Genomic DNA, 24,998 nt, shown 5'->3' on the forward strand with positions numbered 1-24,998 from the left:
CTAAAAAGCGATTGCCTTTTGGCTATTAGCAGCCACGTGGTCCAACTCATCTCTGGCAATTAATTCGATTACATCTCGAAGAGTTTTTGGCTCACATTCATCACGGGCAGCCCACATATTTCCCTCTTTTCTCCAATAGGCTGTTGCAATGGGAGTTACGGGCTGCTGCAACCATGCTTCTGGCTGCTCCAGAAGCATGCGCCGGTAAGTTTTGACAGCTTCGGCCTCAACAGCTTCTCCAAGCAAAGAGGCCAACTCGTGATCCAACAAGGTAGTAAAAGCAAATACCCAATAAACAAGGACAGCTACATGCCTTGCCACAAAGCGATCTACCCATAAAGACAATCCACCAAGATCACGAGAAAAAATGTCTTCATGCGTCTGCTCATTACTATCCTGCCGACGTGCCAGCTCCAGAGTTTTACGAATAGCACCGCTCTGATCGAGGCCAATCGTCTCAAGGTAATGACAAGCACTTTCCTCAGCTGTATAGGCCGTGCGAGCAATAATCTCTAAAGATGCTGCCCTGCGAGCGTCAGCTGCAGGCCAAAAAAGGCTGAGCAACTGCTCCCCTGATTCAATCAAAAAATGAGCAAAATCAGCCTTATGACCTCGAGTCTGCATGAATGATTCCACGTCATATATATCGATCTAAACGTAGTCTAGTTCGCCATATATGCATTGTCTTGCACCTTTCATACTGTCGAAAGGATTGCCGGATCACTACATCGTCACAAACTCCTCTGAAACAGAGGGGTGCAGTGCCATGGTGCGATCGAAATCGGCCTTGGTGGCGCCCATCCCCACGGCAATCGCCGCCATCTGAATGATCTCCGCGGCATGCTCGCCCACCATGTGGCAGCCCAACACCCGATCGGTGGCCTTCTCCACCACCAACTTGAGCAGACAACGGGGACCGGAGGCGGGCAGGGCCCGCGCCATGGATCGGAAGCGGGCGCGATGCACAACAACACCATCCACGCCACGGCGTTCGATGGCCTGTTCTTCCGATAGGCCCACGGTCGCCAGCTCTGGATCGCTGAACACGGCACTGGCCACCAGGTCGTGGTTCACCTGCCGCTGACGCGACCCGAAGACGCTGTCGGCGAAGGCACGACCTTCATCAATGGCCACAGGCGTGAGGTTGACCCGATCGGTGACATCACCGACGGCATGGATGTGGGGAACCGAGGTGCAAGAGTTGGCATCGACCCTGATGCGGCCGTTCTCGGTCGATACGCCGGCAGCATCCAGCCCAAGATCCGCAAGCCAGGGGCGACGCCCGGTGGCCATCAACACACCGCCGCAAGCCAAAGACTCACCATTGCCCAGCCGCGCCGTCAGCGCCCCGAACTCTCCCTCCACGGCCACCACCGTTTGCTCCAACAGCACCTCGATGCCCTGCTCACGCATGCCACCCAGCACGGCATCGGCCAACTCAGCATCAAAACCGCGCAACAAGCGCGGACCACGCACCACCTGGGTGACCGCAACACCAAGGCCCCGCAGGATGCAGGCAAACTCGCAGGCAATGAAGCCTGCGCCCACCACGACCACGGCTGAGGGGACATCCTCCAGAAGGAACATGTCGTCGCTGACCCAGGTGTGTTCAACCCCAGGGATCTCCGGCCGGGCCGGCCGGCCACCAACCGCCACCAGAAAGCGCGGGGCCGAGAGTTCCTCTCGCACGGGCCCACCGCGTTGATCGGAAATGCCAATGCGATCTGCTGCCGTGAAGCGTCCCCAACCGGAGATCAACTGAACGCCGGCCTTCTCCAGAAATCCGAGATGGAGGGCATTGAGCCGATCCACCTCGGCGCGCACCCGACGCAGGAGATCAGGCACATCCGAACGCACCGAACCGATCTCAAGGCCGTAGGCCGAGGCATCCGCCAATTGATGGCGGGCCTGGGCGCCGTACACCAAAAGCTTCTTGGGAACACAGCCGCGGATCACGCAGGTGCCGCCGACGCGATCACCCTCCACGATGGCAACGCGGGCTCCATGACGGGCCGCGCGTTTCGCAGCGGCCAGACCACCGGAGCCTGCTCCGAGCACAACCAGATCCAGATCAGCGCCCATAACAGAAGGGTGCTCGAGACGACGGGCGTCATCGTAAAGATGGCGTTATGGTCCGGGGAAGGAGGCCATAAAGGCCCAAGACGAGTCGGTCGGATTTCAACCGCGTCCTTAAACCATGAACCGTTCTTCCAAGCGCCGCAGGCAGCCGCCTGAACCTGAGCTCCGCCTCAAACGATCGCAACGCCGCGAGATCGTGATGATGATCACCAGCGACGACATGAAACTGCGGCTGAAGCAGTTGGCTGATCAGGGCCGCCAGCAGGACTGTCTGGCGCTGATGCACGAACTGGGCGACTGGCAGTCCTATGGACGGGCAACGCTTGAGCCGATCCTGCATGCCCCTTTCATCGGAATCAGCTGAACCCCTGAGCTGGTCGGAGCTGGCCAGCCTGGCGATGCCGGAACCGAATCGGATTGAAGGGCCGACTAGTGCCCAGGCCACGTTGCGCCTGTTCGGGCAGCCTGAATCCAACGTGATGGTCACGCTGTACCGCGACCACCACGCCTGGTGCCCCTACTGCCAAAAAATCTGGCTCTGGCTGGAGTTCAAGCGCATCCCCTACCGGATCCGCAAAGTCACCATGCGCTGCTACGGCCCGAAGGAGCCGTGGTTCCTGGAGAAAGTGCCCTCAGGGATGTTGCCGGCCCTGGAGCTCAACGGGCGGCTGATCACCGAAAGCGACGACATCCTGCTGGCCCTCGAACAGCAGTTCGGGCCCCTGGGCATGGCGATGACAGCGGCGGAAGCTCTGGAGCTGCGCCGTCTTGAACGGCTGCTGTTTCAGGCCTGGTGCATCTGGCTGTGTTCACCACGGCTGAGTCCGAGGCAACAGGTTCTGGCCCGAGAGCAGTTTCAAGACATCGCCCGGCGCTTCGAACGGGAGCTGAACCGGGAGGAAGGACCGTGGCTACGGGGCCCGGAGCCGCAGACCGTGGATCTGATCTTCGTTCCCTACGTGGAACGGATGAATGCCTCGCTGGCTTACTACAAGGGATACCGGCTGAGGGCTGAGCATCCAGCCATTGACCGCTGGTTCCGTGCCCTGGAGCAACTAGAGACCTACCGCGGCACCCAAAGCGACTTCCACACCCATGCCCATGACCTGCCGCCCCAGATGGGCGGCTGCTGGCCCGACGATGGAGCGGAAGCGAAGCGCCTGGCCGAACGGATCGACCGAGGCGATGGCCTCGGCGAGGACGAAGCCTGCTGGGATGTGGACCATCAAGCCGATCAGGCCGTCATCGCCCTGAGCCGGGTGCTGCGTCACCAGCAACGGCTGCGCGAGGTGAACCCCATGGGTGCTGCAGCCTTTGACCAGCCCCTGCGCTGTGCCCTCACCCGGTTGGTTCGCAACACACCCTGCCCGCCTCCAGCGGGGAGTGCCACCGGGCTGCGCTATCTGCGCGATCGCATTTCGGTACCAAGGGATATGCCGCTCCCGGCTGCTCGACTGCTGCGTCAAGCCCTTGAAGCCACCGCCCAGCTGGATGGCCCTGAGCAGGCCAAGCCCTTGCCGGTGAGGGATCGCTTTGATCAGGATCCCCGACCCTTTTTAATTGGGTCATAGTGCGGGGGCGCCAACGCTGAGTCGTGCCCCTGCGGCTGCCCGCTTACCAACCGATCCCCGCCCCCGATCGGGGGACCGATCTGATTGAGGTGTCAGCGGCGCAGCTGCAGCCGACCCAGTGGTGTGTGGGACTGGCGGAGATCTGGTCGCGCGAGAAGGATTTCGCCCAGGACACCCGTCAGCAGCGTCTTGACTACCTGCGCGGCAAACCGGTCCCATTGATCCGATCTGCCGATGGCGCCATGTGGATGCTGGACCGGCACCACCGGCTGCGAGGCCTGATCGGCATTGATCCTGGTGCCACCACCTGGGGTTACGTGGTGGAGGAGCTGCCAACCGCCGACCGAAACGCTGTGCTGGCCTATCTGCACAACCAGGGCTGGCTCTACCTCTACGACGGACGAGGCAACGGCCCGCGTCCGGCCGAGCAGCTGCCCACGAGCCTGCTGGGACTGGACGACGATCCCTACAGGAGCCTCGTGTGGAAGCTGAAGCAGGAGGGGTGGATCAAGCCTCAGCCCCTGATCCCGTATCACGAGTTTCGTTGGGGTGCCTGGCTGCGCAGCCGGCCCCTGCCCCCCTTCAGCTCCAGGCGCCTGGAGCCGGCACTCGCAGCAGCCCGCCAGCTGGTGTGCTCAGCCGCTGCTCAAGACATGCCGGGCTGGAAAGGTGACAAGAAAGCCTGCCGCTGATCAGCGCTTCTTGCGGGAATCGATCTGCAGCAGATCCTTCACCTTCTGCACCTGACCGGCGAGCTGGGGGTCGGAGGCCAGTTTCTTCTCCACCTGCTCGATCGCATACATCACCGTGGTGTGGTCTTTTCCGCCGAAGTTGTCGCCGATCCTCGGCAGGCTGAGGTCGGTGCCCTGGCGCATGAGGTACATCCCCACCTGACGGGCCTGGCTCACGGCGCGGCGACGGGTGCTGCTGCACATCTCCTCGGCCGTGACATCAAACACCTCAGACACCTTGTCGATCACCTGTTGCGGCGTGACCTCCACCCCCTGCCCTGTGGGGTCGAGCATCGGTGCCACGGATTCCACGGTCATCGGCAGCCCCGTGATGGAAGCGAAGGCCACAGCCCGGGTCAGGGCCCCTTCCAACTCGCGGATGTTCGAGGTGAAGCGACCGGCGATGTACTGGATCAGATCACGGGGCAGCGACATGCGCTCCTGCTCCGCTTTCTTCTGAAGAATCGCCATGCGTGTCTCCAGGTCAGGCGACTGAATGTCTGCGATCAGGCCCATCTGGAACCGGGAGATCAGGCGCTGCTGCAACCGGGGAATCTGGCTGGGGGGACGATCACTAGCGATCACCACCTGACGGCCTGCCTCATGCAGGGCATTGAAGGTGTGGAAGAACTCCTCCTGGGTGTACTCCTTGCCCTCGATGAATTGAATATCGTCCACCAGGATCAGATCGGCGGCGCGGTAGCGATCGCGGAAGGCCTGCATGCCGTCCTTGCGGATGGCCTGGATCAGGTCATTGGTGAAGGTTTCGGTGGAGACATAGGCCACCCGAGCCCCGGGGTCGATTTCCAGCCGGTAATGGCCAATGGCTTGCATCAGGTGGGTTTTGCCCAGGCCCACACCGCCGCAGATGAACAGGGGGTTGAACTCCCGGCCCGGTGCTTCGGCCACAGCCAAAGCCGCCGCATGGGCCATCCGGCTGTTGGGGCCGACCACAAAACGGCCGAACACGTAGCGGGGATTGAGCCCGGGCAGGTAGCGGCGTGGGGAGCCGTTCCGCGCTGGAGCCGATGCCGACTCCTGGGCCGCTGGAGGCGGCGCCGCATCTGCAGCGGCTGAGGCCTCATCGGTGGCATCCGGCAGCGGCAAGGCGGTTTCCGCCAGCACCGTCACCTGAACGGGCTGACCGCTGATGCTGCTGGCCATCTCGGCGATCGTGGGCAGCAGCTGCTCCCGCAGACGAACGCTGGCAAAAGGATTCGGGGCCAGAAGCTTCAGCTCTCCATTGGCAAAGCCGCTGCAACCCGTGGGGCGAATGAAGGTCTCGAAGGTGGGCTTGCTCAGCTTCGCCTGCAACCCATCCCGCACCTTGATCCAGAGCTCTTCGCCCGTCTGCGCCAAAACCACCCATCGCCCGAGCGCTGAATCTACGCATGCCGATCCGCTCAGGCCGTCTTAAATGCATCAGCACACAACTCGTCGTGATGCCCAACGCCCAGCATTGGCTCGCCATCGCCCTGGCCGGGAGCGCACTCTCCGGTTGCAGCCTGGTGAGAGACCAGCTGGGTCTGACCCCCAAGCCACCGATGACGGCGCCACCGGTGGTGCACGATCAACCCCGCAGCGCGCCTCTGCAACCGGGGGACAACGTGATCGTGAAGGCGGTGGATCGCGTCGGTCCGGCGGTGGTGCGCATCGATGTGGTGAAGGAGATCTCCAACCCCTTCGGAGGGATTTTTGGGATGGGTCCCTCCAGCCAGCGGCAGCAGGGCCAGGGCTCCGGCTTCATCACCCGGGCCAGCGGCCTGATCTTCACCAATGAGCACGTGGTGCGTGGTGCCGATCAGGTGACGGTAACCCTGCCGGACGGACGCAATTTCAAGGGCAAGGTTCTCGGGACCGACCCCCTCACCGACGTGGCGGTGGTGAAAGTGGTGGCCGACAACCTGCCGGTGGCGGCCCTGGGCAACTCCGACCAGCTCAAGCCGGGGGAATGGGCCATTGCCATCGGCAATCCCTTCGGCCTGAACAACACCGTGACAGCCGGCATCATCAGCGCCGTCGGCCGCCTCAATGCGATCGGTGACGGCCAGCGGGTTCCCTACATCCAGACCGATGCAGCGGTGAACCCCGGCAACAGCGGCGGCCCGTTGATCAATGCCGCCGGTCAGGTGATCGGCATCAACACAGCGATCCGCACGGCCCCAGGTGGCGGCTTGAGTTTTGCGGTTCCGATCAACCTGGCCAAGCGGATCGCGCAACAGATCGTCAGCACCGGCCAGGCATCCCATCCCTTCATCGGCGTGCAGCTGATGAACCTCACGCCGCAGCTGGCGCGGGAAATCAACGCCACCAACAGCGCCTGCACGGTGCCCGAGCTGAATGGCGTGTTGGTGAAGGAGGTGGTGAAAGGCACACCGGCCGCTGCTGCCGGCATCCGCCAGTGCGATCTGATCCTCAAGGTGGAGAACAACCCCGTGCAAACCCCCACCGAAGTGCAACTCGCCGTGGACCGCGGCCAAGTGGGGGAACCGATGCAGCTCACCCTTCAACGCAATGGGAAAAAGCTGATCGTGCAGGTGCGCCCGCGGGAACTGCCCCTCAACAACTGAGATGGTGCAGATCGTTGTGATGGCCCGCTGGCCATCACCGGGCCGATGCAAACGCCGCTTGAGCCGCGATCTCATCCATGAGCTGGGCTTGGCCAACAGCAGCGAACGCGCCACAAGGATCCAACGGCGGCTCACGCAGCACACCGCAGCGGTGGTGCGGGGCCTCGCCGCCGCCATGGAGATCGAGCCGGTGCTGGCGGTGAGCGGACTCGGCACCCGTGCGGCCACTCGCTGGGGGCAACAGCTGGGGCTTAAGCAGGTGCGGCTGCAGGGAAAGGGGCAACTCGGCACCCGATTGCGACGGCAATTGATGCACGGCCATCGCCAGAACAGACCCTGCCTCGTGATCGGCACGGATCTGCCCGAACTCAATCCCGATGACTTGAGGCAGGCCGTTGAGCGGTTGAAGCAGCATGACCTGGTGCTGGGGCCAGCCTCCGATGGGGGCTACTGGCTGCTGGGGATCGGCGCATCCCTGATCCGCAGCCCGCAGCACTGGCCACTGATCGGCATTCCCTGGGGCGGCCCCAGCGTGCTGGAGGCAACGCTGGAAGCGGCGCGCAGGCAGCAGCTCTCATCGGCCCTCGTGCCCCAACGGAATGATCTGGATCACTGGAGCGATCTGATGCCATGGCAGGGCTGAGCGTTGTGATTCCAACCCTGGAGGAAGCCAGCAGGCTGCCGCTGCTGCTGGCGGATCTGCAGCGATGGCCGGGGGAGTTGCAGGTGATCGTCTCGGATGGCGGCAGCAGGGATCACACCCGGGCGGTGGCTCAGCTGGCCGGCGCCACCGTGCTCGACAGCCCCAGCGCCGGACGGGGTCCACAGCTGCGCTGGGGCGTTGGCCACAGCTCCCATGCCTGGGTGCTGGTGCTGCACGCGGACAGCCGCCTGCCGGACACCTGGCACCAGAAGGTGGGAGCGATTCTGAACAGGCCGGAGGCGCACCTGAGCGCCTGGTGCTTCGACTTCAAGGTGGAGGCGCATGGGCGGCCAATGCTGTGGCTGCTGGAACGGATGGTGAACCTGCGCAGCCGTTGGCTGCAACGCCCTTACGGCGATCAGGGCCTGTTGATTCAGCGCCAGCTGTATGAGCGCGTGGGCGGCTACCGGCCTCTGGCGCTGATGGAAGACCTAGACCTGGTGGAACGCCTGAGCCAGGTCGCTCCCCTCCGTTCACTGAACTGTGCCCTGCTCACCAGCGCAGAGCGCTGGCAGAAGCGAAGCGTGCTGGTGCAAGCCTGGCGCAATGCCCGACTGCGCTGGCTGTGGCGGCAGGGGCGATCAACGGAGCAGCTGTGGCGGCTCTACCGGCGCTGAAGGATCCGATCAGTTGGCGTACCAGAAGGCACAGCGATGGCCCTGGGGCTCGAGATCCCAGCCCTGGCCCTGATAGAAGCTGACGACACCCGGATCGGCGAACAGGCTGACCCGCTCGGTTCCCATCTGATCAAGGGCCTCGAGGATGTAAGCCATCATCTGCTTGCCCAGACCATTGCCCTGGTACAGGGGATGCACGGCCACGTCCCAGACGGTGGCTTCGAAAACACCGTCACCGGTGCAGCGCGCAAACCCCACCAAACGAGGCACCCGTGGATCGTGCCGCCAGAGACCCACTTTGAGAAGGCTGTGGCTGAGGGCCTTACGCACCCGGCGAATCGGCCGGCGGCTCCAGCCCACCGCTTCCAGCAATTGCTCGAGTTCCACCAGATCGAAGGGGTACTCCTGGCTGAACACCAATGTGATCTGATCATTGGCGCAGGGGCAGAGACGCGCCCCCTGGCCGTACTGCTCCAACAGAGGATCAGCAGGCATGGGCAGAGGAGCGATCACAGACGCGCCAACCCCCGCTCCTGCAGATCAGCCAGCTGGGCGTAGAGCCCGCCACGGGCCCTGAGCTCGCGATGGGTTCCCTGTTCAATCAGTTCACCGCGGCGCAGCACAAGGATGCGGTCCGAGGCTTCCACCGTGGCCAGGCGGTGGGCAATGACGATGGCGGTGCGCTTTTGCAGCAGGCGATCGAGATCAGCCTGCAGCGTCGCCTCCGTTGAAGGGTCCATGAAGGCGGTGGCTTCATCCATCACCAACACCGTTGGCTTGCGGATCGCCACCCGGGCCACCGCCAGCAGTTGGCGCTCGCCTGAAGAGAGGTTGCCGCCCCGCTCGCGCAGCTCCGTCTCCAGACCGTTGGGAAGATTGGCCAGCAGCTCGTTGAGACCAAGCTCAGCGCAGACCTGAGCCAGCTCTCGATCGCTCACCGACGCATTGAGCCGAAGGTTGTCGGCCACATTGCCGCTGAACAGGAACGTGTCTTGAAGCACGACGCCCAGCTCACGCCGGAGATCCGCCATCGGGATCGTGCGGATGTCCCGTCCATCCAGAAGGATGCGTCCCTGCTGGGGTTCATACAGGCGGCAGAGCAGGCGGATGATCGTGCTTTTACCCGAACCCGTGGGGCCCACCAGGGCGACATGTTCTCCGGGGGCGATGCGGAAGGAGAGGTTGCGGAGGATCGGATCGTCCGGCCGGTAGGCAAAGCTCACGTTCTCGAAGATCACCTCACCGCCACCGCCACTCTCGTGGGGGAGAACCCCTTTGGCCTCAGCGATCTCGAGGGGCTCCTCCATCAACTCACCGATGCGTTCGACCGCCGTCAGCCCACCCTGGATCTGGGTGAAACGCTCCGCCAGCTGACGCAGCGGATCGAACAGGCGTTGGGAGGCAAGGATGAAGGTGGTGAGGGTGCCTAGACCCATGGCGCCATTGGTCACCATCAAGCCGCCAAGGGCCAGAACCAGGGCAATGGCGGCCAGAGCCACCCATTCCAGGAAGGCTGAAATGCTGCTGTCGAAAAAGATCGTTCCGTTCACAGCGCTGCGGTAGTGCATGCCGGTGCGCAGGAAACGGGCGCTGTTGACCGTTTCACGGCCATACATCTGAACCACCTCGAGGCCCTGGAGGTTCTCCTGGAAATCGGCATTGAGCTGGGAGAGCTCCTCACGCACGCGGTAGTTGGCCTTGCGGTAACGGCGCTGCAGCCAAAGCACGGCCAGGGTGACGGGCACCTGCGTGAACAACAGCAGCAGCCCCAGCCTCCACTCGATGAACAACATCGTTGAGGCCAGCACCAGCAGGCTCACCAGATCATTGAGCACCCCCACGGCACCACTGCCAAACACCTCAGCCAGGGCATCCACATCGCTGGTGAGCCGTGTGAGCAACTTGCCCACCGGCATGCGGTCGTGAAACCGCAGGGACAGCGACAACGCATGCTCAAACAGGTCGTCGCGGATGCGCGCGGTGAGCCGTTGTCCAACGGCCAGGATGCTGAATTGCTGCACCCCCTGCAGGCCGAGCCGCAGCAGCACGGAAACGAAATAGAGCCCGATGATCACGCGGATCGAGGCAGAGAGGCTCATCCACGAAAGGAAGGGAAGACTGGGCTCTCCGCGCAGGACGCTGACGGCCTGACCGAGCAGAACGGGTTGCAGTGCTCCGGCAAAGGCCAAAGGCAGCAGCAACAGCAGAGCCACCAGCAGCCGCCGGCGATCCCGCACGAGATAACGACCCAGGCGACGGACCCGGCGCCAGTCGGCGACGGCTCCCATCAGCTGGAGCTCCCGACGGGTGTTGCGGCGCGGATCGCATCAACGATGGAGGCCAAGGGGCCGTGATCGAGGCGAACCGACAGGGGGTGCCCCACCAGTCGAGCTGTGGAGTGGAACAGGTCTTCGATGGCGATCAGGCCGTTCTCCCGCAGGGTGCGACCGGTGGCCACCAGGTCGACAATCGCTTCCGACATTCCGGTGATGGGCCCCAGCTCCACGGAGCCATTGAGGTGAACCAACTCAACGGGAAGGTCGAGGGCATCGAAATATTCCCGGGCGCAGTGGGTGAATTTGCTGGCGACGCGGCAATGGGCGGGCAGATCAGCGGCCCGGGTGTAACCACTGCTCTCCTGAACCGCCACCGCCATGCGGCAGCCGCCAAAGCCCAGGTCCACCAGTTGAGCAACGGGGAGTTGATGCTCCTTGAGCACGTCATAACCCACCACCCCCAGCTGAGCCTGGCCATAGGCCACGTAGGTGGGCACATCGCCGTTGCGAACCAGCAGGGCCCGGGCGCGCCCGCAGGGGGTGGGCACCATCAACTGGCGGTTGTTCTTGTCCAGAACAGCGGAGAAATCAAGACCAGCCGCCTCAAAGCGGGCCACCGAGTCTTTGAGCAGCGCTCCTTTGGCCAACGCGACGGTGATCATGGGTCCAGCGCTGACCGGTTAACCAGGCAGGACTTTAACGATGCATTCCTCACTTCATGCCTTGCCGGTGCTCCAGGACAACGTGATCTGGATCTGGGTGAGGGGTGCGGAGGCCCTGGTGATCGACCCCGCCGTGGCGCCACCGGTGCGCGAGTGGCTGGACGAACGGCACTTGAGCCTGGCCGCCGTGCTGCAGACCCATCACCACGCCGACCACATCGGCGGCACACCGGAGTTGCTGAAACGCTGGCCCGAGGCTGCGGTGATTGCCTCCGCTGAGGACCGGGAGCGGATCCCATTTCAGACGATGCCGGTGCGGGATGGCGACCTGATCACTGTTCTTGGCCATGAGGTGGAGGTGCTGGATGTGGCGGCCCACACCCGGGCCCACATCGCCTTTTTCATCCCGAACCCGGAGGGCGGCGAGATCGGGCCCCTGTTGTTCTGCGGCGACACCCTGTTCAGCGGGGGCTGTGGCCGACTGTTTGAAGGCAGCGCTGAACAGATGCATCAGGCCCTGCAGAAGCTGGCAGAACTGCCCGAGGCCACAAGGGTTTGTTGTGCCCACGAGTACACCGAGGCCAACCTGCAATGGGCCGTTGAGCAACGCCCCAGCGACGCAGTTCTGGCTGAGCGCTACCGGGAGGTGCGGAGGCTCCGTGCCCAAGGAGAGCTCAGCCTGCCCAGCAGCATCGCCATGGAACGCCGCACCAACCTGTTCATGCAGGCCCATACAGCCGCGGAGTTGGCCGTGCTGCGTCAGCACAAGGACCAGTGGCGGCCGGCATGAGCGATGGCGAAGCAGGGGATCACCAACGGCGATGATCGTGATGACTGCTGTTGAGAACCAGCCCATGAGCGCCAAGGCCATCACCACTCAAGACGCACCTGCACCGGTTGGGCCTTACAACCAGGCTGTGCTGGCCGGCGAGTGGCTCTATTGCTCCGGGCAGATTCCACTGGATCCAGCCACCGGCGAAATGGTGGGGAACGGTGATGTGGCGGCGGAAACACATCAGGTGCTGAAAAACCTCTGTGCTGTGCTGAAGGAAGCTGGCGCCACCCCGGCTCAGGTGGTGCGCACCACGGTGTTCCTGGCGGACCTGGGCGATTTCGCAACCGTGAATGGCATCTATGCCGAGGTGTTCGGCGAGGGGGTCAGCCCAGCGCGCGCCTGCGTTCAGGTGGCAGCCCTCCCCAAGGGAGCACGGGTGGAAATCGACTGCGTCGCCTGGCTCGGCAGCTGAGCCTGGCCCGCGGGGGCATAGGTTGGAACTGGCTTCAGTGGTCCTATGCCTCAGGCGAAACTCACCATCGGTGAATTAGAGGCGGGCTATCCGATGTATTGCAAGGCGCTGCGGCGTCTCCTCCAGCAGGGAAAAACCGTTCAAGACATTGAACGCACCGTCTGCTGGGGGCATCTGGAAACGCTGAACCGCTGCCTGCCCACCCGCTACAAATCCCCCTCCTACCTGCTGGCCCTGATCCGCCGCGACCTGGAAAACCCAAAAGAGGATTGAGAGCCGTTGTCTCAGCGTTTTCCCAGCGTTCTCGTGGCCAACGCTTCAATTTGAACTGAAAACAAGCGTTAAACCAGGCTGAGAAGCAAGGGCCTGGTATGACCCGCTGTATTTTCCGCAAGCCCAGAAGGCGACTCAAGCTGAACCAGGGACTAGGCGTAGTCACGGTGATGCTGGGAGCTGCCCTTTGCCTGGAACTGCAGAGCGAGCTGAATCCCAAGCCGTCGACGATGCAGGGGACACCCCTGCTGGGAGAACGCGGGACAATGCAGGGATGGAGATCGAACAGCTCGAGCAGATTGCCGCAGTGATCGTGACGGCAGGTCTGGTGGCCGGAAATTTCCTGATGTTCACCCCCTGGCGCAATGGGGAGGATCCAAGGCGACGGCAACCGCAGAGCCTGATGCCTCAGAACGAGTCTGTTGTTTCACATCGCCCAGGGGGATTAACCATGCACGTATGCCAGCGCTTGGATTCGTGATCTCCTTAGGGTGATCGGATGCACCCCCTCGAGCTGTTCGACCGTTTTCGTCGCTGGTTTGGCTGGGTCGCACCAGGACACCAGCTGTGGAAACGCAAGCCTGAGCAAGTGGCCCCGGATCGCTCTGATGACTGGCTCTTGGAGCCGCCAAGCCTGGAAGAGGCCCGTTTGCTGTTTCCTCAGCTGGATGAAGAGCGGGCCTTGCTTCGCTATCAGCAACTCCGCCTGGAAATGCGGGAACGTGACGGCCGCGGTTTTTGATCAGCCAGACCACGGTGCCGCCGGTGCCCTAAGTCAATGCGCCAGCTAGCTCATGTATCGAGCTGAACAGTTGAGCCATAACTGAGGTCCAACGGGACGGACTAAGACCAGCTACATAAACGGTGAATGCGACAGCCGGGTTGCGAGGGGATAGCTGCACCCGGCTTTTTTGTGCCTCTTGTGGCTCAGGCTTCTACTTCAGCCTTCCCGTCAGCTTTACGAGGGGCGTCTGTCGAGGTTTGCTCGGCTGTCTCGGCGTTGTGATGGCACGCGTTGGCCACATTGGCGAAAGCAGCCATAACCATGAGCGCGATGATCACGGTGCCACCGAAGAAGGCAATGTTCGGATGACGGTTCACGAGAGGCAGGCCTAAGAGTCCGCGGCCCCTACCCACTCAATTCAGACTCTGCGGATCCCTCAGTGGTGGCCTTTTGCAGCAGGGAGGAATGGTTTCGTATCACCAGAGCCATCATGGCCGGTGTCATCGCCGATATGGCCGAGGACCTCGATGATGCAGAGCTGTCCCTGGTCGAGGAGCACTTCATTGCTGCAGGGCTCCTATGACCTCACCTGTACGTCGCACAGAACGCATAAACGTCGTTGCCTCGTATGGATGGCACCTCGAGACGGTCAGCCATTTTTTTCAACGCGGCCTGGCGTTGTGGATCATCTCGATCGCGACCGATAAAAGCCATGTAACGAGCGCACATTTCTCTGTTCTCGGCCTCCCTTGCCGTCGTGGCGCCCACACTCATCACGGCCAGAGCCAACACCAACGTGCAGATCGGTTGCAGGTAACCGTTCGGCGGGTGCAGCACAAAGGCGAAAAATCCCCGTATCTCCTGGAGCTTTTTCATCTGCGTCCAGCTGTTGCCACCCAGATGTAGCCATGACCACCCAGACCGAAAACAAGATCCGCATCCGCAACGCAGCTGGATGGATCCTGCAGGGGCACTCCGTGAGCCACGTTGTGGCCAGGTTGGCCGAATCTGAGGGGGTCAGCAGGCGCACGGCGCGGCGGATCGCAGGCAAAGCAATGGATCTGGTCCACAAGGACCTTGAGGCAACGAACGTAGAGAACCCTCAAATGGCCACGGTTTTGATCCACAACCTGCAGGAGTGCATGGCCCGCGGGATGGAATCGAACAACATCGGTACCGCTGTTGCCGCTGCTCGTGAACTGAGCGCGATGTTGGGCATCGGGGTGCACAACCGGCGCCCCCCGAACCAGTACTACCGACGCTGAAAAGTCTCCTATCCCTCCACTATTCCAAAACTGCTCCTTGCTTGAGTCGCTCTTTCTCCGCCCGTGATTTTGCAGCTGACTACTGCTGTTGCTGCTTCTGCTTCTGAGGCTTGTTGCGCGATGCCTGGTGATTGGCGCTCGCCTTCTCATAGACCTTATGACCCGGCTTTCCTTCGGAGTTCATCGAGATCAACCTGTTGAGGCGGAAGCTTGTAGGAGCGTGCATAAGCCCTTCTAACAATCCTCCTAAGAAGCAGGAAGGTCATTCCCATCAACAGCAGTAGAAGAGCCTCCACGACAACAGTGTGGCGCTAAACGTCGTAATCCCTGATCAGGCAGATGGCGCTGTAAGCATCACTCATGCGATGAGGGGGCTGCCGTGACGAACGATCGAGGTCACTTCATTAGTGGTCGCATCAACCACCATGTAAGTGCACATCAGCGCCTTCGACTTTGTGCGGGCACACAGGTAAGCCCTGAATTCCGTTTGGAAGTAGAGCTCCTTGACCCAACGGTCGGGAGCTTCTTGCTTGACGACGTTGTACATGGCTATTGCCTGGACCCTTGCTCTAGCAATGCCTTTGATGCGCTAGCCCAAACCACGGAATTTCCGTTGTTTAGGCACCAACACTTATCCAACGAGTCGGTCATCCTCAGCCAGGATCGCTTTCCCTTTTGAAATCCTCAGCACCTCACCTGAGTTGCCGGGACTTTCGTACATGACTCGATAGAGCCCGAAAGTATTCAGCGATTTGGCCCGGGCGTTGGTGAAAGCCTTGAACTCAGTCTCGAAGCACTGCTCCTGAAACCAAATGTCGGGCCCATCGCTTCGTTCAACACAGAACATCATCTGTTTCCCTTGAGGTTCTCAGCTTGGAGAAGGCAGAGCTGCTCGCTTGCTATCTCCAAATGAGCTTCGGGATCATGTCTTCAGTTGACGACCAGTCAGCAAGGGAGCCATTCAGCCTTACGAGCCCCGCTCGTCAATGGCACATGATGTTCTTTGGCTGAGCATTCGCAGTGATCACCCTCACGAAATCGCTGTTCACATGGAAGACAGCAGGAATCCTGACGGGAGTGAAGCTGGCAACACTGGCAGTCGTACTTGGCCTTGCTCGTGCGGGGCTTCTCCCAGCCTGGTTTCCCCACTGGGGCTAGCCAGCTTCGGAGCCCAGCCCATCTCCTTCTGGGAAGTCGGTGCTTAGATGCAGGCAAAAAGAAACCCCTGCCGTGGGCAGGGGCTTGAGATCTCCTGCTTAAGCCTTGATCACTTGGCGTAGGAAACACCGCGGTAGGTCAGGCTTGGATGAGCATTGTGAGCGACTTCTTCGCGGCAGGTGTTGTAAGTCTCGCGGCGGTAGGTCAGCTCAATACAAGCTTTGGGCGAGGCTGCTGGAGCCTCGTAGGAGTGACCTCTGTAGAGAAGAGCAGTCATGGTTAGTTCCTCAGAAAATTCCAAGTCCCCGTTCCGTGGCTTGGAGTGTCTGCGCCCCTTCAAAAGGGGTGAACGTTGTGTAGCGGTTGCTACAGATCTTTTATACAGGGCCGTCACCCCCCCCTGTCGTTCATATGGATACACAGCACTTTTCTGGCTGGATCCAGCTCAGTGCCATCATCCAATTCCAGGCAAGCGGAGCCCCGAGCGATTGAAGCTCCGCTGCACCGCCAGCTCTGCCAGTTGCGGTGCAATTCCGTCGTAACCGCACTGACTTCAGCTAAATCGCGTTAATTACTACGGAATCGCAGACAGGGTGATCCGCTGCAGCTCTATAGAGCAGATCACCTGAGCCAAGCCCACCACCCTCTCGTGGGGACGTGTCTCTATTGAGGTCATAGCTCTAATGGTCTGGGCTTTGCCACAGCCAGACAGGAGTTCAGTCCACGAGTTCAGTGTCTTTGCGGACAAACCAGTCGTTCTCATCCGCGAATCTCTTTTCGATGCGGCGACGAGTCTCAACAACGTGTCGGCGTTGTGCCCACAATTCGCTAACGAACTTTGCGAGTCGTTCGCGGTGATCCCCAGGCTGGATTGGCGCCGATGGATCCTGCTCCGTTGTTTCTGGATATCCAGAGGTCATTTAGATCGGGATGGTTGAACTCAACCCTTAGCCAGATCTTTGGTTGGAGGCCATTTCCCAAAAAGAAACCCCGGAGGTGTCTCCGAGGTCGCTAATCCTTTCGGTTGATCCCCATCACCCGACCGGACTGGACAAAACTAGCCTTGTTGGACTGAGAAGTGCCAACAAATCCACATTCCGGACATAGTGCGGTGAAGTTCTGTACCGACTCTTAAGACACCAGATGTGGGGCTAGGCAGTGGCTAAGAGCTGGGCCATATTGTCAGTTCCCCCATCACCTGGCCCGATGTGCACGTCACAGCGGGTTTTTTTATGGCTTGAAGCACTAGTAGTAGTGCTTGCGAGGCGTTTTGAGGCTTGAAGCGGTAGTTAGGGCCACTTGGTCTGTGGATAACGCGAGGCAAAAAGAAACCCCCGCCGAAGGCAGGGGCTCCAAAACGTCTCTCAGGAGTGTGACCTTGTTTCCACCCCGTGAGGCGTTTTCCTCACACATTCACTATCTCTACCCAACTGGCACTGTGACAGTTGTTGGTGGACGGCTTGTCGCTTGTCCTTATTCAGTTTCTTGAGCTCAGCCATCTCCATAACTCCTCCCGTGGCTGGTTTCGTGCTCCAGCCACTACCCAATCGGGGCCTCGGCTGAGAACGGGGCCTCAAACCATTTCCAGACAAGCGGAGCCCCGAGCGACCGTGACTCCGCCGCACCACCAGCTCATGCGCGATCCAACGGTGCAGCTCAGTTGTAATCCTCTTGGCTACGACTACTTCGCGTCACTTACTACCGAATTGCAGGCAAGGTGACCTGCCGAGCGAAGCAGATCACCCGAGACCCCCTCTCTCATTGCCGAGGTCTCATTTTTATTCAACCGTCAATCTTTCTCTTCGCGTGTCTCCTGCGTCACGCTCACAAGTTCAGGACAGGGTGATCCGCCCCGCACTTCACAGGCAGATCACCCGAGCCAAGCCCACCACCTCAGCGAGCAAGTCTCTGCAGAGGTCATAACCCTCCTGACCTTAACTGCGCCACAACTGATGGATCGCGCCTACTTCAACTGGCTTGAATCTTTGCCCTGCAACCGCAAGCCGCAGAAGGTGAATGTGTGGATGGGGAGCTGGGCGCCTCTGCCTGAAGAGATTGATCTCGCTGATTGCGAGGCTTGGCAGGAGCGCGAGATTCAGCGGAATCATAATGGCCTTGTCGCTCGCCTTTGGCGTTGGGTCAATGGCCAATAAGGCCTCATACGCCGATTATCTGTAGCTCTCGCTACGGGCTTATAAGACTTTCATGGAAGAAATCCTTGATCCCAAAGCTCTCCGAAAAATGGTGTGCAGCACCACTGGAGATTCCCTATCAATGGGTCCTGCGACATCTCCTCGTACGGCTGAGTGAGATACCGCGGCAGCACGGGAGAGCGACCCGTTAGCTGGCAGACAATCCAGCCCCCATCCCACGGCAACTGTGGATGGGGCTGGCTTTCTGCGCTTAACCCCGTCTTCCAATAACGGGAAAGATTCAGTGCATTGCACTTGATTGCAGAACTCGTCGGCAGCGTTAGGGAGCGGACCGCATCGCTCGGGGCGAACAAGTTTCTCCTCGCGGTTCCGCAGTCCCGCATCTTTGATTCGGTAAGGCTGTTGGAAGTCAGCCCAACCGATAGAAGGGGCTGCAGAGCCGAGTGCTGATTGCTATCTGGTTTGGTTGCGATTTATTGGGTCAGCTGCTTTGTGGCGATGACTCGCGTTCTTCGTGACCAGTGGGCACCGATGGCGATTGCAGGAGCGTCACTTGTGGCGTTGGTGTGGCTTGAAGCCTTTGTTTGGTGAGTCGGCGGGGCAGCCTGAAGAAAACAGAGGGCTTAAGTAGACCGCTCAAGTGGCAGGCGCATCTTGAACCTGCAGCCCGAGGGGGTCTGCACTTGGGAGTCGAGGACCACTTGGCCTCCTCCCTATTAACCGGGGAATCGAGGACCGTAAGGACTCTTCCCCACACCATTCCAAGCCGTCAGCTCAAAAGCTGGTGGAAATTCACCGCACGTAGCGGGCATAACTGGGCAGTCGTTTCAATCGAATCTGAGTCGAATAACCCGTCGGCGTGATGATGTTCACCACTTCAGGGGCAGGGCTATTCAGCGTGTAGCCACGTTGAGGCAACTTCTCCCAGGATTGTTTGAGTAATTCAGTGTCCATAAGTTTTCGATAACACATCTCATCAAGCTTCCGCCAGTTTTGATCAGTATGTGCCACTTGATGCAATTTTGAACCTCAAGGGTTTTTAGCTTTGTGATGCCCCTGGCTACTGGTTTTGGCATTCGACGAACTCGATAGGACAACCAGGTATATCCGTGATGCAAAGGCTCGCGCGCTGGAAGTGCTGAATGAAGCCTCCCCCAAGCTCACCGCACTTGAGAAGGCCATGTGGATGAAGTTGAAGCGAGGGGAACGCCCCTGCAAAAACAGCAATGGCCAATATCCCCGAAGAAAGCATTGACGCAGAGGCTGCCAGTTGTCTGCAATTTGTGGCACTTGATGCATTTAAGGACAAGGAATTAACGGACCATCAGGAAAAGCAGAAGAGAGATGATCCAAGAATTCAGCATGATTTCTCGGCCGCCGCCGATGGTGCATCAGCTTGGCGACAAACGCTTTGTTGTCTGTGTGTCGAGTGGGCTGTGCTTGGAATTTGCTGACCGATGGGATGCCGAGTGCTGCCTGAAGAGCCTTCAGGTTGCCAGTGTTTTGCCTAAGTAGTGAGGCTGCACGACGCCTCGGATACAAGTCCAGATCTCAGCTCTACAGACTTATCAACGACGGCTACCTGCACGAGCATGTCCATGTGCAGCAGCACACGGGACAGCGTTTGGTTGACATAGAGGGGCTGAGGGAGAAGCTGCAGTGCATCTGCCAGTGGCGCCCCGACAGCGTGTTTCTAAGGAAGCCTCGTTAACGCCTGGCAGCTCAACTGGGAGATTTAGAAATCACAGCGAACTGACCGGCGTTACGCGCAATCTCTACCTCGATTTCCTCCGGTGTTGCATACGGAGGGCCAAAGAAAGCAGGCCGAGAGAAAGGCACGGTGAGACCGGTACTAAAGGACGGACGCTGGTGGAGCATCTCGATCCAGGCGAGCAGATGGCTCATCGCCGAGATATCGACATTTGCCCAATAAGCACTAGCGCAGTAAGGGAAACAGGCGACATCCACGAGTGTGCAACGCTGACCGAGCACAAACTGGCCGCTCGATGACGCGAGCTGGTCGTCGAGCATGCGCAAACAGCGCTCCGCTTCGGCAATGAAGCGACCAATCGCGAAGGGATCGTTTTGGCCGCGAACCTTGGCGATTCGCTGAAAGTACATGGCCTGCCCCATCGAAGGGCCGAGGGCGCTGACCTGCCAATGGAGCCATTGCTTCGTCTGCAAGTGCAGCTGCAGGTCCTCATCGGCAGGGGGCAGCAAAGGGCTGACGAAGCGAGCCGCGCTGTACTCCAAGATGGCTGCCGACTCGGCGACTGTTACTCCGCGCGCACGATCAATCAGTGCCGGAATCCGACCATTTGGGTTGATGGAAAGAAAACCTTCACTGCGCTGTTCACTCTTCTCAAAGTTCACCAGTGCCCAGTCATAAGGCACACCCATTTCTTCAAAAAGGATTGGGAGCTTCCAGCCGTTTTGGGTGGCATATATCAGACAGCAAATTTCACTGTGTTCTGAAGACGACCACGCTTCGTCAAGCGTCACCTGCCTGGCGAGCCTTGATTTTTGGCTCATGTCATCGCCTCTCTAAGTCCTCCATCTCTGATCAACGCTAGGGATCCGATCCGATCGTTCAACTGAGTGCTCCAGGGCTTCCTTGCGGCCTAAATTGCTCAGTCAGCAGAAGATGAAGTTCCAGCCTAGTCGGCGCAAAGCAAGGAGTGGAGTTGGCTACCCACAGATGACGGGTCAATCCCACTAGAACTTGCGAAAGGACGCTCTTATGAGGGGTCTCCTCAATGGAGGGAGCTCCAATGTCTGAACGTTCAATGCGAAGTCGGCTCACCTACAGCGGTGCAGGAAGTCGTACTTATGCAGAGTCTTTGCATTGGGGCATCAGGTGGGAAGGGCTACGCAGCAAATGGTTCAGCCGCTATGGGCGCTGGGCGGAAGCGGAAGAGTGCCTGGCCCGCCTTGACTACCTGGAGCGGGAATACGCGGGGGAGGTAAAGCAGGGCTGCTGGTAGCGATTAGCAACCTCAGTCAGCGATAGCAGTGGTTAACGTTTCTTAACATCGCATCGAAGAGGCAGTGATCGCAGGTCTTTTTCCACTCGCCTACGCAGCTATCTTCACGTGCTTGCTTTGGCAAGCTTTTCGGATGATGCGCCCATCGTCGGCTTCTACAGCCAACGCGTCGAGCGACCGAACAGGTCTCAAAACCACACATCCAGAACTGCTTGATGAGAACGGTGCGGTGACCAGCGAAGAGCTTTGGGCTGTTCGCTTCTCGGACGAAGGCTTAGTTCACCCTGAGGCTTGAGCGTCGAATTCTGGATTCAGCCAGTAGGGTCCGCTGAATCTAAGGTCAGCCCCAAGTGAACCGTCACCCGAATCTGGCCTTTTTTGGCGGTACAGTTGTCATCGCGATCATGGTCTTGGCCGCCTTCGCCAGCGTCTCCAATGCTGGCGGCTGCTCTTACAGCAAGTCCAAATCAGCCGAAGCAACAACTGAAGAGATTAAAGGCACAGACGATAAAAAAGCTGAGCTTGAAGCCTGATGACCGACTATTCATCAGCCATCACTGCGCTCGTCATCGTCACCGTGGTGATCTCTGCGGCAGTCGTTTACGTCCTGGCTCAGCCCACTGACCTGCCGAGATACAAGGAGAACGATCCGAGATCTAAGGAGGACGACCGCTGAACGTCGACCACGTTGGGCGGCCCAAGGTTCTGATACTGGCAGCCCCTTCTATCGGTTGGGCTGACTAACAGCCTCTAACCGAATCAAGGACGTGGGGCCACGGACCCGCGAGGAGAACGCTGCTCTCCCCGAGCGATGCGGTGTCCGCTGCAAAGATGTTCGTTGTTATACACAGCCTTAGTGCGAATGCACCAACTCTTTTCAGAGACCTGAAGAGCGCAGAAAGCTCCCTCTGGCAATCGCTCGTGCCAAGGGAGCTATTTCTGCCAGTTACCAGGTCGCTCTCCCGGTACTGCCTGGACAGTGACACGTGATACGCGTCTGCTGCCTGGGGACCAAATATGGGGGCTAACGCCGGGGTTTGCAGCGACTTTTTGGACAGGTTTTAGTTTCCAGAAAATCTTCCGTGAACGTCTGTTCAGTGGTATCGCGGCCTACCGAAGAGACGTCTACAGGCCAGTCTGCGAAGAGCGTTCAAACGTCGATCAAGTTGGGCGTTCCATCTCACGTCCCAAAGGGGGGCGGCTCGTCGAACTCCTCAAGGATTGAGTTTGCATCGAGCTCTTGACCGAGCTCGAGCAAAATCATGATCCTTTCCCATGCATAACGACTCAGGAGTTCTGCCTCTCTCCCTTCGTGTCCAGTCTCGAACCTCAGGGGCGGGATATCGCCGGGGTCTTCATTGGAGACTGTCGTTTTAGACACAAGTTGAGATTCAATTGCCTCTGTCGGAACTCTCCTGAGATGAATCATGGCGTATCAACGCACTCTTCCAGCAAGGCCAACACCTAAAGAAGAAGTACAAGCTCTTGGCTCCCATGTGGCAAAAGGACATGGGCTGGGCTCCTGAGGTGGGCTGGAATTTTTTTTCTACGACCTAAGAAATCTCATAGGGTGCAGCCATGGTCATTCATCCAGCCGATCAACCGATCCTTGAACAGCAAGACGAGGACAGCTATGGGGCTTGGCGGAAGCGCAGAGCAAAAGAAGCTGAAGAACCTTGGGCGTTACCCGACGATGGCGCTGAATCTGTAAAAGCTGTCTGAGGCTGCCCCCCTAGGGAAATTTCAAGCCTGACGTAGGCGACGTCATTCGGCTGAATTAAAGGGGAATCCTTTGAGCCAGTTGTGACTACCGCACAGATGGGGGCTTGATGCAAGCAAATCTACGGAGAAATCTGGGGGCTTTCACCTCCTTGCAGAAAAACCTGCAACGATCATTGGAACAAAGGTCGACTTATGGACTCTTTCGGCGACTATTTGCAGGAGATCGGACGGGTCCCTCTCCTGACGGACCAAGAGGAGATCTACTGCTCCCGTCAAATCCAGGCATGGCTCCAATACGTTGGCGGACCTGAAGCCGCACCCGCACAAGTTCAGCGGCGCGGGAAGCGGGCTAAGGAACGATTGATGGCAGGCAATCTCCGCTTGGTTGTCTCCGTCTGCAAGAAAAAGATGGGGAGTGGCCTTGAGTTACAGGACATGGTCCAAGAGGGTTCGCTTGGTCTGAGCCGAGCCGCCGAAAAGTTTGATGCAACCAGGGGGTATAAGTTTTCGACCTACGCCTACTGGTGGATCCGTCAGGGGCTCAACCGAGCGATCAGCCAGCAGAGCAGAACGATCCGAATTCCCTCAAACCGGAGGGAGGTGCTCTCAAAAATCAAACAAGTGAGTTCGCGGCTGACCTTGCAGCATGGGGAACAGCCGACGCTGCAACAAATCTCTGATCAGTTGGCCATAACAGTGGAGGAAGTAACGAAGACCCTTGCAGACGATCAGCGAACCCGCTGCTGCTCACTTGATGCAGCACTAATAGAAGGCGGCATAAGCCTTCTGGATCGGATCGCTTCCCCTGGTGACGAGCCCGAGGTGACTGAGACGGAGGAAGTAGTCCAAGCCGCGCTTGGTCGACTCAATAAGCAAGATGCCCAAGTTATTCGTATGCGCTTCTTTGAGGGACAAACCCTTGCCGAGATCGGCAAGGCAATGGATGTTTCCCGAGAATGGGTTCGTCGGTTGGAGACCAAGGCTCTGATCAATCTACGCATTCAGCTGCGAATGTCGCTAGCAATAATTTCACGCTGAATCACGGCGACGTGACACCTTCTTTCGTCGAAGTTGGTCTACTGATTAGGATCATTTGCAAATTCAAGGTCAGCCCAACTCAGCTCAACCCAATTGAGACCCTCCTCAATTTCCTGCTTTAGAAGCGCAGCCTCATCGTTGGCACCATCGGCGACGAGGATTAAATACTTTCTGTATTCAGCCAGCCAAGCGATGAGGTTCGGAGTGCTGTTCGTCATGCTCTGCCCTTCGTGCTGCATGCTAAGCAGCATCGCAACTTTGGCTGCTTAGCCGTGGTGCGATGAGGGCAGGTTGCGCAAACCCAACTGTTCCCTCATCCCGTCGCCTCAGTTTGACCACCGACCTAGAGGAGGTCTGCACGAGCACGACACCCACATACTGATAACAGCCGAACGAGATGGCATCAGTATCAATAATGGATATTTACTCACCTCAGCCATGGCTATCACCCAATGGTCCACTGTGGAGGTGAACCCTGGACCGAGGACTCATCGACAAATCTCAACGACGCAATATCGGAGCTTGAGGCCAGAATCGCCAATCCACGTCATTGGAGCAAAGAAGAGAATGAGCAGAACATCGAAAAGCTGCGTCAGCTCAACTTCCAAAAGCAACTTTTGATCGACTACGCCCAGAAGTAGACAACGCACCTGCGGATCGAGGCTGGTCAACCGCAGCTGACAGGCCAACCCCACTAGAAGGTAGGCATGGATACCCACACCACGGGTCTCCTTCATGGAGGAGGCTCCAATGGCTGAACGATCAACGCGAAGTCGGCTCACATACAGCGGTAAAGCAGGCCGGACCTACGCAGAGTCACTGCATTGGGGCATGAGGTGGGAAGGGCTACGCAGCCGTTGGTTCAGCCGCTTTGGGCGCTGGGCTGACGCAGAAGAGTGCTTGGCCCGCTTTGATCACCTCGAGCGGGAATACGCCGAAGAGGTCAAGCAGAACTGACCTTTGGCTACTAGAAGCTCACGGCCGCAACTGCAGCTGCCGTGAGTCAGAAGGAGCAGCCGCGTCAAATGAAGGATGGCCCGGGAGGATCCACCGGGAGTTATTAGGGAGATTCACTCCCCCCCCCTGCCAGTAGGGGTTGCGATAGTCCACAGTTGGGAATACCCATAGTCCGACGACCCAGTGAGAGCACTCAACAACCAAATCTCATAGCTTCAAGCCCGGGTTGCCTACCCACAGCACTGGAGCAGCGGAGAGCATGAGCAGC

Annotated in this window: 33 protein-coding genes; 19 read left to right on the forward strand and 14 right to left on the reverse strand. The window is 59.3% G+C overall.

Going from position 1 to position 24,998, the window contains the following annotated elements:
• Together DXY04_RS01545 and gorA are read right to left on the reverse strand one after the other, a co-directional pair.
• Positions 1–624, reverse strand: a complete 624-nt coding sequence (locus DXY04_RS01545) for an alternative oxidase (RefSeq protein WP_170951305.1) — start codon at positions 622–624, stop codon at positions 1–3.
• A gap of 99 nt (positions 625–723) precedes the next feature.
• Complete coding sequence (gene gorA, locus DXY04_RS01550; RefSeq protein WP_115160695.1) at positions 724–2,082, reverse strand: glutathione-disulfide reductase; 1,359 nt, start codon at positions 2,080–2,082, stop codon at positions 724–726.
• Between the two features lie 115 nt (positions 2,083–2,197).
• Between gorA and DXY04_RS01555 the strand changes: the two genes are divergently transcribed.
• Genes DXY04_RS01555 through DXY04_RS01565 form a run of 3 tightly spaced genes read left to right on the forward strand, consistent with a single transcriptional unit; the run spans position 2,198 to position 4,342 of the window.
• The gene (locus DXY04_RS01555; RefSeq protein WP_115008818.1) at positions 2,198–2,443 is read left to right on the forward strand and encodes a hypothetical protein; all 246 of its coding nucleotides are present in this window, start codon (positions 2,198–2,200) and stop codon (positions 2,441–2,443) included.
• Complete coding sequence (locus DXY04_RS01560; protein WP_115160696.1) at positions 2,418–3,650, forward strand: glutathione S-transferase family protein; 1,233 nt, start codon at positions 2,418–2,420, stop codon at positions 3,648–3,650. Before DXY04_RS01555 ends, DXY04_RS01560 begins: the two co-directional genes overlap by 26 nt.
• Positions 3,651–3,673: 23 nt before the next feature.
• The gene (locus tag DXY04_RS01565) at positions 3,674–4,342 is read left to right on the forward strand and encodes a ParB-like protein (protein ID WP_115160697.1); all 669 of its coding nucleotides are present in this window, start codon (positions 3,674–3,676) and stop codon (positions 4,340–4,342) included.
• Here DXY04_RS01565 and dnaA read toward each other — a convergent pair whose 3' ends face one another.
• Positions 4,343–5,740, reverse strand: a complete 1,398-nt coding sequence (gene dnaA, locus DXY04_RS01570; RefSeq protein WP_115160728.1) for a chromosomal replication initiator protein DnaA — start codon at positions 5,738–5,740, stop codon at positions 4,343–4,345.
• Between the two features lie 83 nt (positions 5,741–5,823).
• Between dnaA and DXY04_RS01575 the strand changes: the two genes are divergently transcribed.
• From DXY04_RS01575 to DXY04_RS01585, 3 genes are read left to right on the forward strand one after another with little or no spacing between them, the layout of a single operon-like run.
• On the forward strand, positions 5,824–6,951 hold the full coding sequence (locus DXY04_RS01575; RefSeq protein WP_244278545.1) for a trypsin-like peptidase domain-containing protein: 1,128 nt from the start codon (positions 5,824–5,826) through the stop codon (positions 6,949–6,951).
• Position 6,952: 1 nt separating this feature from the next.
• The gene (locus DXY04_RS01580; protein ID WP_115160699.1) at positions 6,953–7,594 is read left to right on the forward strand and encodes a TIGR04282 family arsenosugar biosynthesis glycosyltransferase; all 642 of its coding nucleotides are present in this window, start codon (positions 6,953–6,955) and stop codon (positions 7,592–7,594) included.
• Positions 7,582–8,271 carry a TIGR04283 family arsenosugar biosynthesis glycosyltransferase gene (locus DXY04_RS01585; RefSeq protein ID WP_115160700.1) on the forward strand — a complete coding sequence of 230 codons (690 nt, stop codon included), beginning with the start codon at positions 7,582–7,584 and terminating at the stop codon, positions 8,269–8,271. The genes DXY04_RS01580 and DXY04_RS01585 overlap by 13 nt, the downstream gene beginning before the upstream one ends.
• A 9-nt stretch (positions 8,272–8,280) precedes the next feature.
• Here DXY04_RS01585 and DXY04_RS01590 read toward each other — a convergent pair whose 3' ends face one another.
• Genes DXY04_RS01590 through hisG form a run of 3 tightly spaced genes read right to left on the reverse strand, consistent with a single transcriptional unit; the run spans position 8,281 to position 11,209 of the window.
• Positions 8,281–8,766: a GNAT family N-acetyltransferase gene (locus tag DXY04_RS01590; RefSeq protein WP_115009240.1), complete on the reverse strand. Its 486-nt coding sequence runs from the start codon at positions 8,764–8,766 to the stop codon at positions 8,281–8,283.
• Between the two features lie 14 nt (positions 8,767–8,780).
• On the reverse strand, positions 8,781–10,559 hold the full coding sequence (locus DXY04_RS01595; RefSeq protein ID WP_115160701.1) for an ABC transporter ATP-binding protein: 1,779 nt from the start codon (positions 10,557–10,559) through the stop codon (positions 8,781–8,783).
• Positions 10,559–11,209 (reverse strand): ATP phosphoribosyltransferase, encoded by a 651-nt coding sequence (gene hisG, locus DXY04_RS01600; RefSeq protein ID WP_115160702.1) that lies wholly within the window; start codon positions 11,207–11,209, stop codon positions 10,559–10,561. The genes DXY04_RS01595 and hisG overlap by 1 nt, the downstream gene beginning before the upstream one ends.
• 40 nt (positions 11,210–11,249) lie before the next feature.
• On the opposite strand from hisG, the gene gloB reads away from it, so the two are divergent.
• From gloB to DXY04_RS01625, 5 genes are all read left to right on the forward strand, one after another.
• Positions 11,250–11,999, forward strand: coding sequence for a hydroxyacylglutathione hydrolase (gene gloB, locus DXY04_RS01605; RefSeq protein WP_115160703.1), 750 nt, complete (start codon positions 11,250–11,252; stop codon positions 11,997–11,999).
• A 64-nt stretch (positions 12,000–12,063) separates the two neighbouring features.
• Positions 12,064–12,456, forward strand: a complete 393-nt coding sequence (locus tag DXY04_RS01610) for a RidA family protein (protein ID WP_114988626.1) — start codon at positions 12,064–12,066, stop codon at positions 12,454–12,456.
• A gap of 45 nt (positions 12,457–12,501) precedes the next feature.
• A complete protein-coding gene (locus DXY04_RS01615; RefSeq protein ID WP_006850228.1) occupies positions 12,502–12,729 on the forward strand; it encodes a DUF3136 domain-containing protein in 228 nt (75 codons plus the stop codon).
• A 187-nt stretch (positions 12,730–12,916) separates the two neighbouring features.
• Positions 12,917–13,210: a hypothetical protein gene (locus DXY04_RS01620; protein WP_244278542.1), complete on the forward strand. Its 294-nt coding sequence runs from the start codon at positions 12,917–12,919 to the stop codon at positions 13,208–13,210.
• 18 nt (positions 13,211–13,228) lie between these two features.
• The gene (locus DXY04_RS01625; protein WP_115160705.1) at positions 13,229–13,471 is read left to right on the forward strand and encodes a hypothetical protein; all 243 of its coding nucleotides are present in this window, start codon (positions 13,229–13,231) and stop codon (positions 13,469–13,471) included.
• A 185-nt stretch (positions 13,472–13,656) separates the two neighbouring features.
• Here the strand turns inward: DXY04_RS01625 and DXY04_RS11990 are convergent, their stop codons facing one another.
• Positions 13,657–13,830 carry a hypothetical protein gene (locus DXY04_RS11990; protein ID WP_170951306.1) on the reverse strand — a complete coding sequence of 58 codons (174 nt, stop codon included), beginning with the start codon at positions 13,828–13,830 and terminating at the stop codon, positions 13,657–13,659.
• Between the two features lie 208 nt (positions 13,831–14,038).
• Positions 14,039–14,329 carry a hypothetical protein gene (locus DXY04_RS01630; protein ID WP_115160706.1) on the reverse strand — a complete coding sequence of 97 codons (291 nt, stop codon included), beginning with the start codon at positions 14,327–14,329 and terminating at the stop codon, positions 14,039–14,041.
• Between the two features lie 32 nt (positions 14,330–14,361).
• Here DXY04_RS01630 and DXY04_RS01635 point away from each other — a divergent pair, with 32 nt between their 5' ends.
• On the forward strand, positions 14,362–14,718 hold the full coding sequence (locus DXY04_RS01635; RefSeq protein WP_115160707.1) for a hypothetical protein: 357 nt from the start codon (positions 14,362–14,364) through the stop codon (positions 14,716–14,718).
• 358 nt (positions 14,719–15,076) lie between these two features.
• Here the strand turns inward: DXY04_RS01635 and DXY04_RS01640 are convergent, their stop codons facing one another.
• A complete protein-coding gene (locus tag DXY04_RS01640) occupies positions 15,077–15,265 on the reverse strand; it encodes a hypothetical protein (protein ID WP_115160708.1) in 189 nt (62 codons plus the stop codon).
• Between the two features lie 720 nt (positions 15,266–15,985).
• Positions 15,986–16,153, reverse strand: coding sequence for a DUF4278 domain-containing protein (locus DXY04_RS01650; protein ID WP_115160729.1), 168 nt, complete (start codon positions 16,151–16,153; stop codon positions 15,986–15,988).
• Positions 16,154–19,255: 3,102 nt separating this feature from the next.
• On the opposite strand from DXY04_RS01650, the gene DXY04_RS11735 reads away from it, so the two are divergent.
• Positions 19,256–19,483, forward strand: a complete 228-nt coding sequence (locus tag DXY04_RS11735) for a hypothetical protein (protein ID WP_136975350.1) — start codon at positions 19,256–19,258, stop codon at positions 19,481–19,483.
• Between the two features lie 268 nt (positions 19,484–19,751).
• On the opposite strand, the gene DXY04_RS01670 is transcribed toward DXY04_RS11735, so the two are convergent.
• Positions 19,752–20,561 (reverse strand): glutathione S-transferase family protein, encoded by an 810-nt coding sequence (locus DXY04_RS01670; RefSeq protein WP_115160711.1) that lies wholly within the window; start codon positions 20,559–20,561, stop codon positions 19,752–19,754.
• Between the two features lie 239 nt (positions 20,562–20,800).
• Between DXY04_RS01670 and DXY04_RS11740 the strand changes: the two genes are divergently transcribed.
• From DXY04_RS11740 to DXY04_RS11995, 4 genes are all read left to right on the forward strand, one after another.
• Positions 20,801–21,013 carry a hypothetical protein gene (locus DXY04_RS11740; RefSeq protein WP_136975351.1) on the forward strand — a complete coding sequence of 71 codons (213 nt, stop codon included), beginning with the start codon at positions 20,801–20,803 and terminating at the stop codon, positions 21,011–21,013.
• A gap of 64 nt (positions 21,014–21,077) precedes the next feature.
• Positions 21,078–21,308, forward strand: coding sequence for a DUF2973 domain-containing protein (locus DXY04_RS01675; protein ID WP_115160712.1), 231 nt, complete (start codon positions 21,078–21,080; stop codon positions 21,306–21,308).
• A gap of 55 nt (positions 21,309–21,363) precedes the next feature.
• Positions 21,364–21,546 carry a hypothetical protein gene (locus DXY04_RS01680; RefSeq protein WP_115160713.1) on the forward strand — a complete coding sequence of 61 codons (183 nt, stop codon included), beginning with the start codon at positions 21,364–21,366 and terminating at the stop codon, positions 21,544–21,546.
• Entirely contained in the window at positions 21,546–21,689 is a 144-nt protein-coding gene (locus tag DXY04_RS11995; protein WP_170951307.1) for a hypothetical protein, read from the forward strand. The genes DXY04_RS01680 and DXY04_RS11995 overlap by 1 nt, the downstream gene beginning before the upstream one ends.
• 504 nt (positions 21,690–22,193) lie before the next feature.
• Here DXY04_RS11995 and DXY04_RS01685 read toward each other — a convergent pair.
• Positions 22,194–22,442: a hypothetical protein gene (locus tag DXY04_RS01685; RefSeq protein WP_115160714.1), complete on the reverse strand. Its 249-nt coding sequence runs from the start codon at positions 22,440–22,442 to the stop codon at positions 22,194–22,196.
• Between the two features lie 485 nt (positions 22,443–22,927).
• Here DXY04_RS01685 and DXY04_RS01690 point away from each other — a divergent pair, with 485 nt between their 5' ends.
• On the forward strand, positions 22,928–23,773 hold the full coding sequence (locus DXY04_RS01690; protein ID WP_115160730.1) for a sigma-70 family RNA polymerase sigma factor: 846 nt from the start codon (positions 22,928–22,930) through the stop codon (positions 23,771–23,773).
• A 38-nt stretch (positions 23,774–23,811) separates the two neighbouring features.
• Here DXY04_RS01690 and DXY04_RS01695 read toward each other — a convergent pair whose 3' ends face one another.
• Positions 23,812–23,991: a hypothetical protein gene (locus tag DXY04_RS01695; RefSeq protein WP_244278543.1), complete on the reverse strand. Its 180-nt coding sequence runs from the start codon at positions 23,989–23,991 to the stop codon at positions 23,812–23,814.
• A gap of 270 nt (positions 23,992–24,261) precedes the next feature.
• Positions 24,262–24,510, reverse strand: coding sequence for a hypothetical protein (locus DXY04_RS01700; RefSeq protein ID WP_115160716.1), 249 nt, complete (start codon positions 24,508–24,510; stop codon positions 24,262–24,264).
• Between the two features lie 94 nt (positions 24,511–24,604).
• Between DXY04_RS01700 and DXY04_RS12510 the strand changes: the two genes are divergently transcribed.
• Complete coding sequence (locus tag DXY04_RS12510; RefSeq protein ID WP_255441954.1) at positions 24,605–24,730, forward strand: hypothetical protein; 126 nt, start codon at positions 24,605–24,607, stop codon at positions 24,728–24,730.
• Positions 24,731–24,998: the final 268 nt, after the last annotated feature.

The organism is Synechococcus sp. UW86, assembly GCF_900474085.1.
In the GTDB taxonomy this organism is placed as follows: Bacteria; Cyanobacteriota; Cyanobacteriia; order PCC-6307; family Cyanobiaceae; genus Parasynechococcus.

Coding starts and splice junctions, on each gene's coding strand:
- DXY04_RS12510 (WP_255441954.1), top strand. CDS start 24,605: ATGAGGTGGGAAGGGCTACGCAGCCGTTGGTTCAGCCGCTTTGGGCGC.
- DXY04_RS11995 (WP_170951307.1), top strand. CDS start 21,546: ATGACCGACTATTCATCAGCCATCACTGCGCTCGTCATCGTCACCGTG.
- gorA (WP_115160695.1), bottom strand. CDS start 2,082: ATGGGCGCTGATCTGGATCTGGTTGTGCTCGGAGCAGGCTCCGGTGGT.
- DXY04_RS01630 (WP_115160706.1), bottom strand. CDS start 14,329: ATGAAAAAGCTCCAGGAGATACGGGGATTTTTCGCCTTTGTGCTGCAC.
- DXY04_RS01595 (WP_115160701.1), bottom strand. CDS start 10,559: ATGGGAGCCGTCGCCGACTGGCGCCGGGTCCGTCGCCTGGGTCGTTAT.
- DXY04_RS01670 (WP_115160711.1), bottom strand. CDS start 20,561: ATGAGCCAAAAATCAAGGCTCGCCAGGCAGGTGACGCTTGACGAAGCG.
- DXY04_RS01635 (WP_115160707.1), top strand. CDS start 14,362: ATGACCACCCAGACCGAAAACAAGATCCGCATCCGCAACGCAGCTGGA.
- DXY04_RS01555 (WP_115008818.1), top strand. CDS start 2,198: ATGAACCGTTCTTCCAAGCGCCGCAGGCAGCCGCCTGAACCTGAGCTC.
- DXY04_RS01650 (WP_115160729.1), bottom strand. CDS start 16,153: ATGACTGCTCTTCTCTACAGAGGTCACTCCTACGAGGCTCCAGCAGCC.
- DXY04_RS01640 (WP_115160708.1), bottom strand. CDS start 15,265: ATGTACAACGTCGTCAAGCAAGAAGCTCCCGACCGTTGGGTCAAGGAG.
- DXY04_RS01610 (WP_114988626.1), top strand. CDS start 12,064: ATGAGCGCCAAGGCCATCACCACTCAAGACGCACCTGCACCGGTTGGG.
- DXY04_RS01585 (WP_115160700.1), top strand. CDS start 7,582: ATGGCAGGGCTGAGCGTTGTGATTCCAACCCTGGAGGAAGCCAGCAGG.
- DXY04_RS01575 (WP_244278545.1), top strand. CDS start 5,824: ATGCCCAACGCCCAGCATTGGCTCGCCATCGCCCTGGCCGGGAGCGCA.
- DXY04_RS01560 (WP_115160696.1), top strand. CDS start 2,418: ATGCCCCTTTCATCGGAATCAGCTGAACCCCTGAGCTGGTCGGAGCTG.
- DXY04_RS01695 (WP_244278543.1), bottom strand. CDS start 23,991: ATGACGAACAGCACTCCGAACCTCATCGCTTGGCTGGCTGAATACAGA.
- DXY04_RS11740 (WP_136975351.1), top strand. CDS start 20,801: ATGTCTGAACGTTCAATGCGAAGTCGGCTCACCTACAGCGGTGCAGGA.
- DXY04_RS01700 (WP_115160716.1), bottom strand. CDS start 24,510: ATGAAGGAGACCCGTGGTGTGGGTATCCATGCCTACCTTCTAGTGGGG.
- gloB (WP_115160703.1), top strand. CDS start 11,250: ATGCATTCCTCACTTCATGCCTTGCCGGTGCTCCAGGACAACGTGATC.
- DXY04_RS11735 (WP_136975350.1), top strand. CDS start 19,256: ATGGCCAATATCCCCGAAGAAAGCATTGACGCAGAGGCTGCCAGTTGT.
- DXY04_RS01545 (WP_170951305.1), bottom strand. CDS start 624: ATGCAGACTCGAGGTCATAAGGCTGATTTTGCTCATTTTTTGATTGAA.
- DXY04_RS01625 (WP_115160705.1), top strand. CDS start 13,229: ATGCACCCCCTCGAGCTGTTCGACCGTTTTCGTCGCTGGTTTGGCTGG.
- DXY04_RS01690 (WP_115160730.1), top strand. CDS start 22,928: ATGGACTCTTTCGGCGACTATTTGCAGGAGATCGGACGGGTCCCTCTC.
- DXY04_RS01615 (WP_006850228.1), top strand. CDS start 12,502: ATGCCTCAGGCGAAACTCACCATCGGTGAATTAGAGGCGGGCTATCCG.
- DXY04_RS01580 (WP_115160699.1), top strand. CDS start 6,953: ATGGTGCAGATCGTTGTGATGGCCCGCTGGCCATCACCGGGCCGATGC.
- hisG (WP_115160702.1), bottom strand. CDS start 11,209: ATGATCACCGTCGCGTTGGCCAAAGGAGCGCTGCTCAAAGACTCGGTG.
- DXY04_RS01685 (WP_115160714.1), bottom strand. CDS start 22,442: ATGATTCATCTCAGGAGAGTTCCGACAGAGGCAATTGAATCTCAACTT.
- DXY04_RS01590 (WP_115009240.1), bottom strand. CDS start 8,766: ATGCCTGCTGATCCTCTGTTGGAGCAGTACGGCCAGGGGGCGCGTCTC.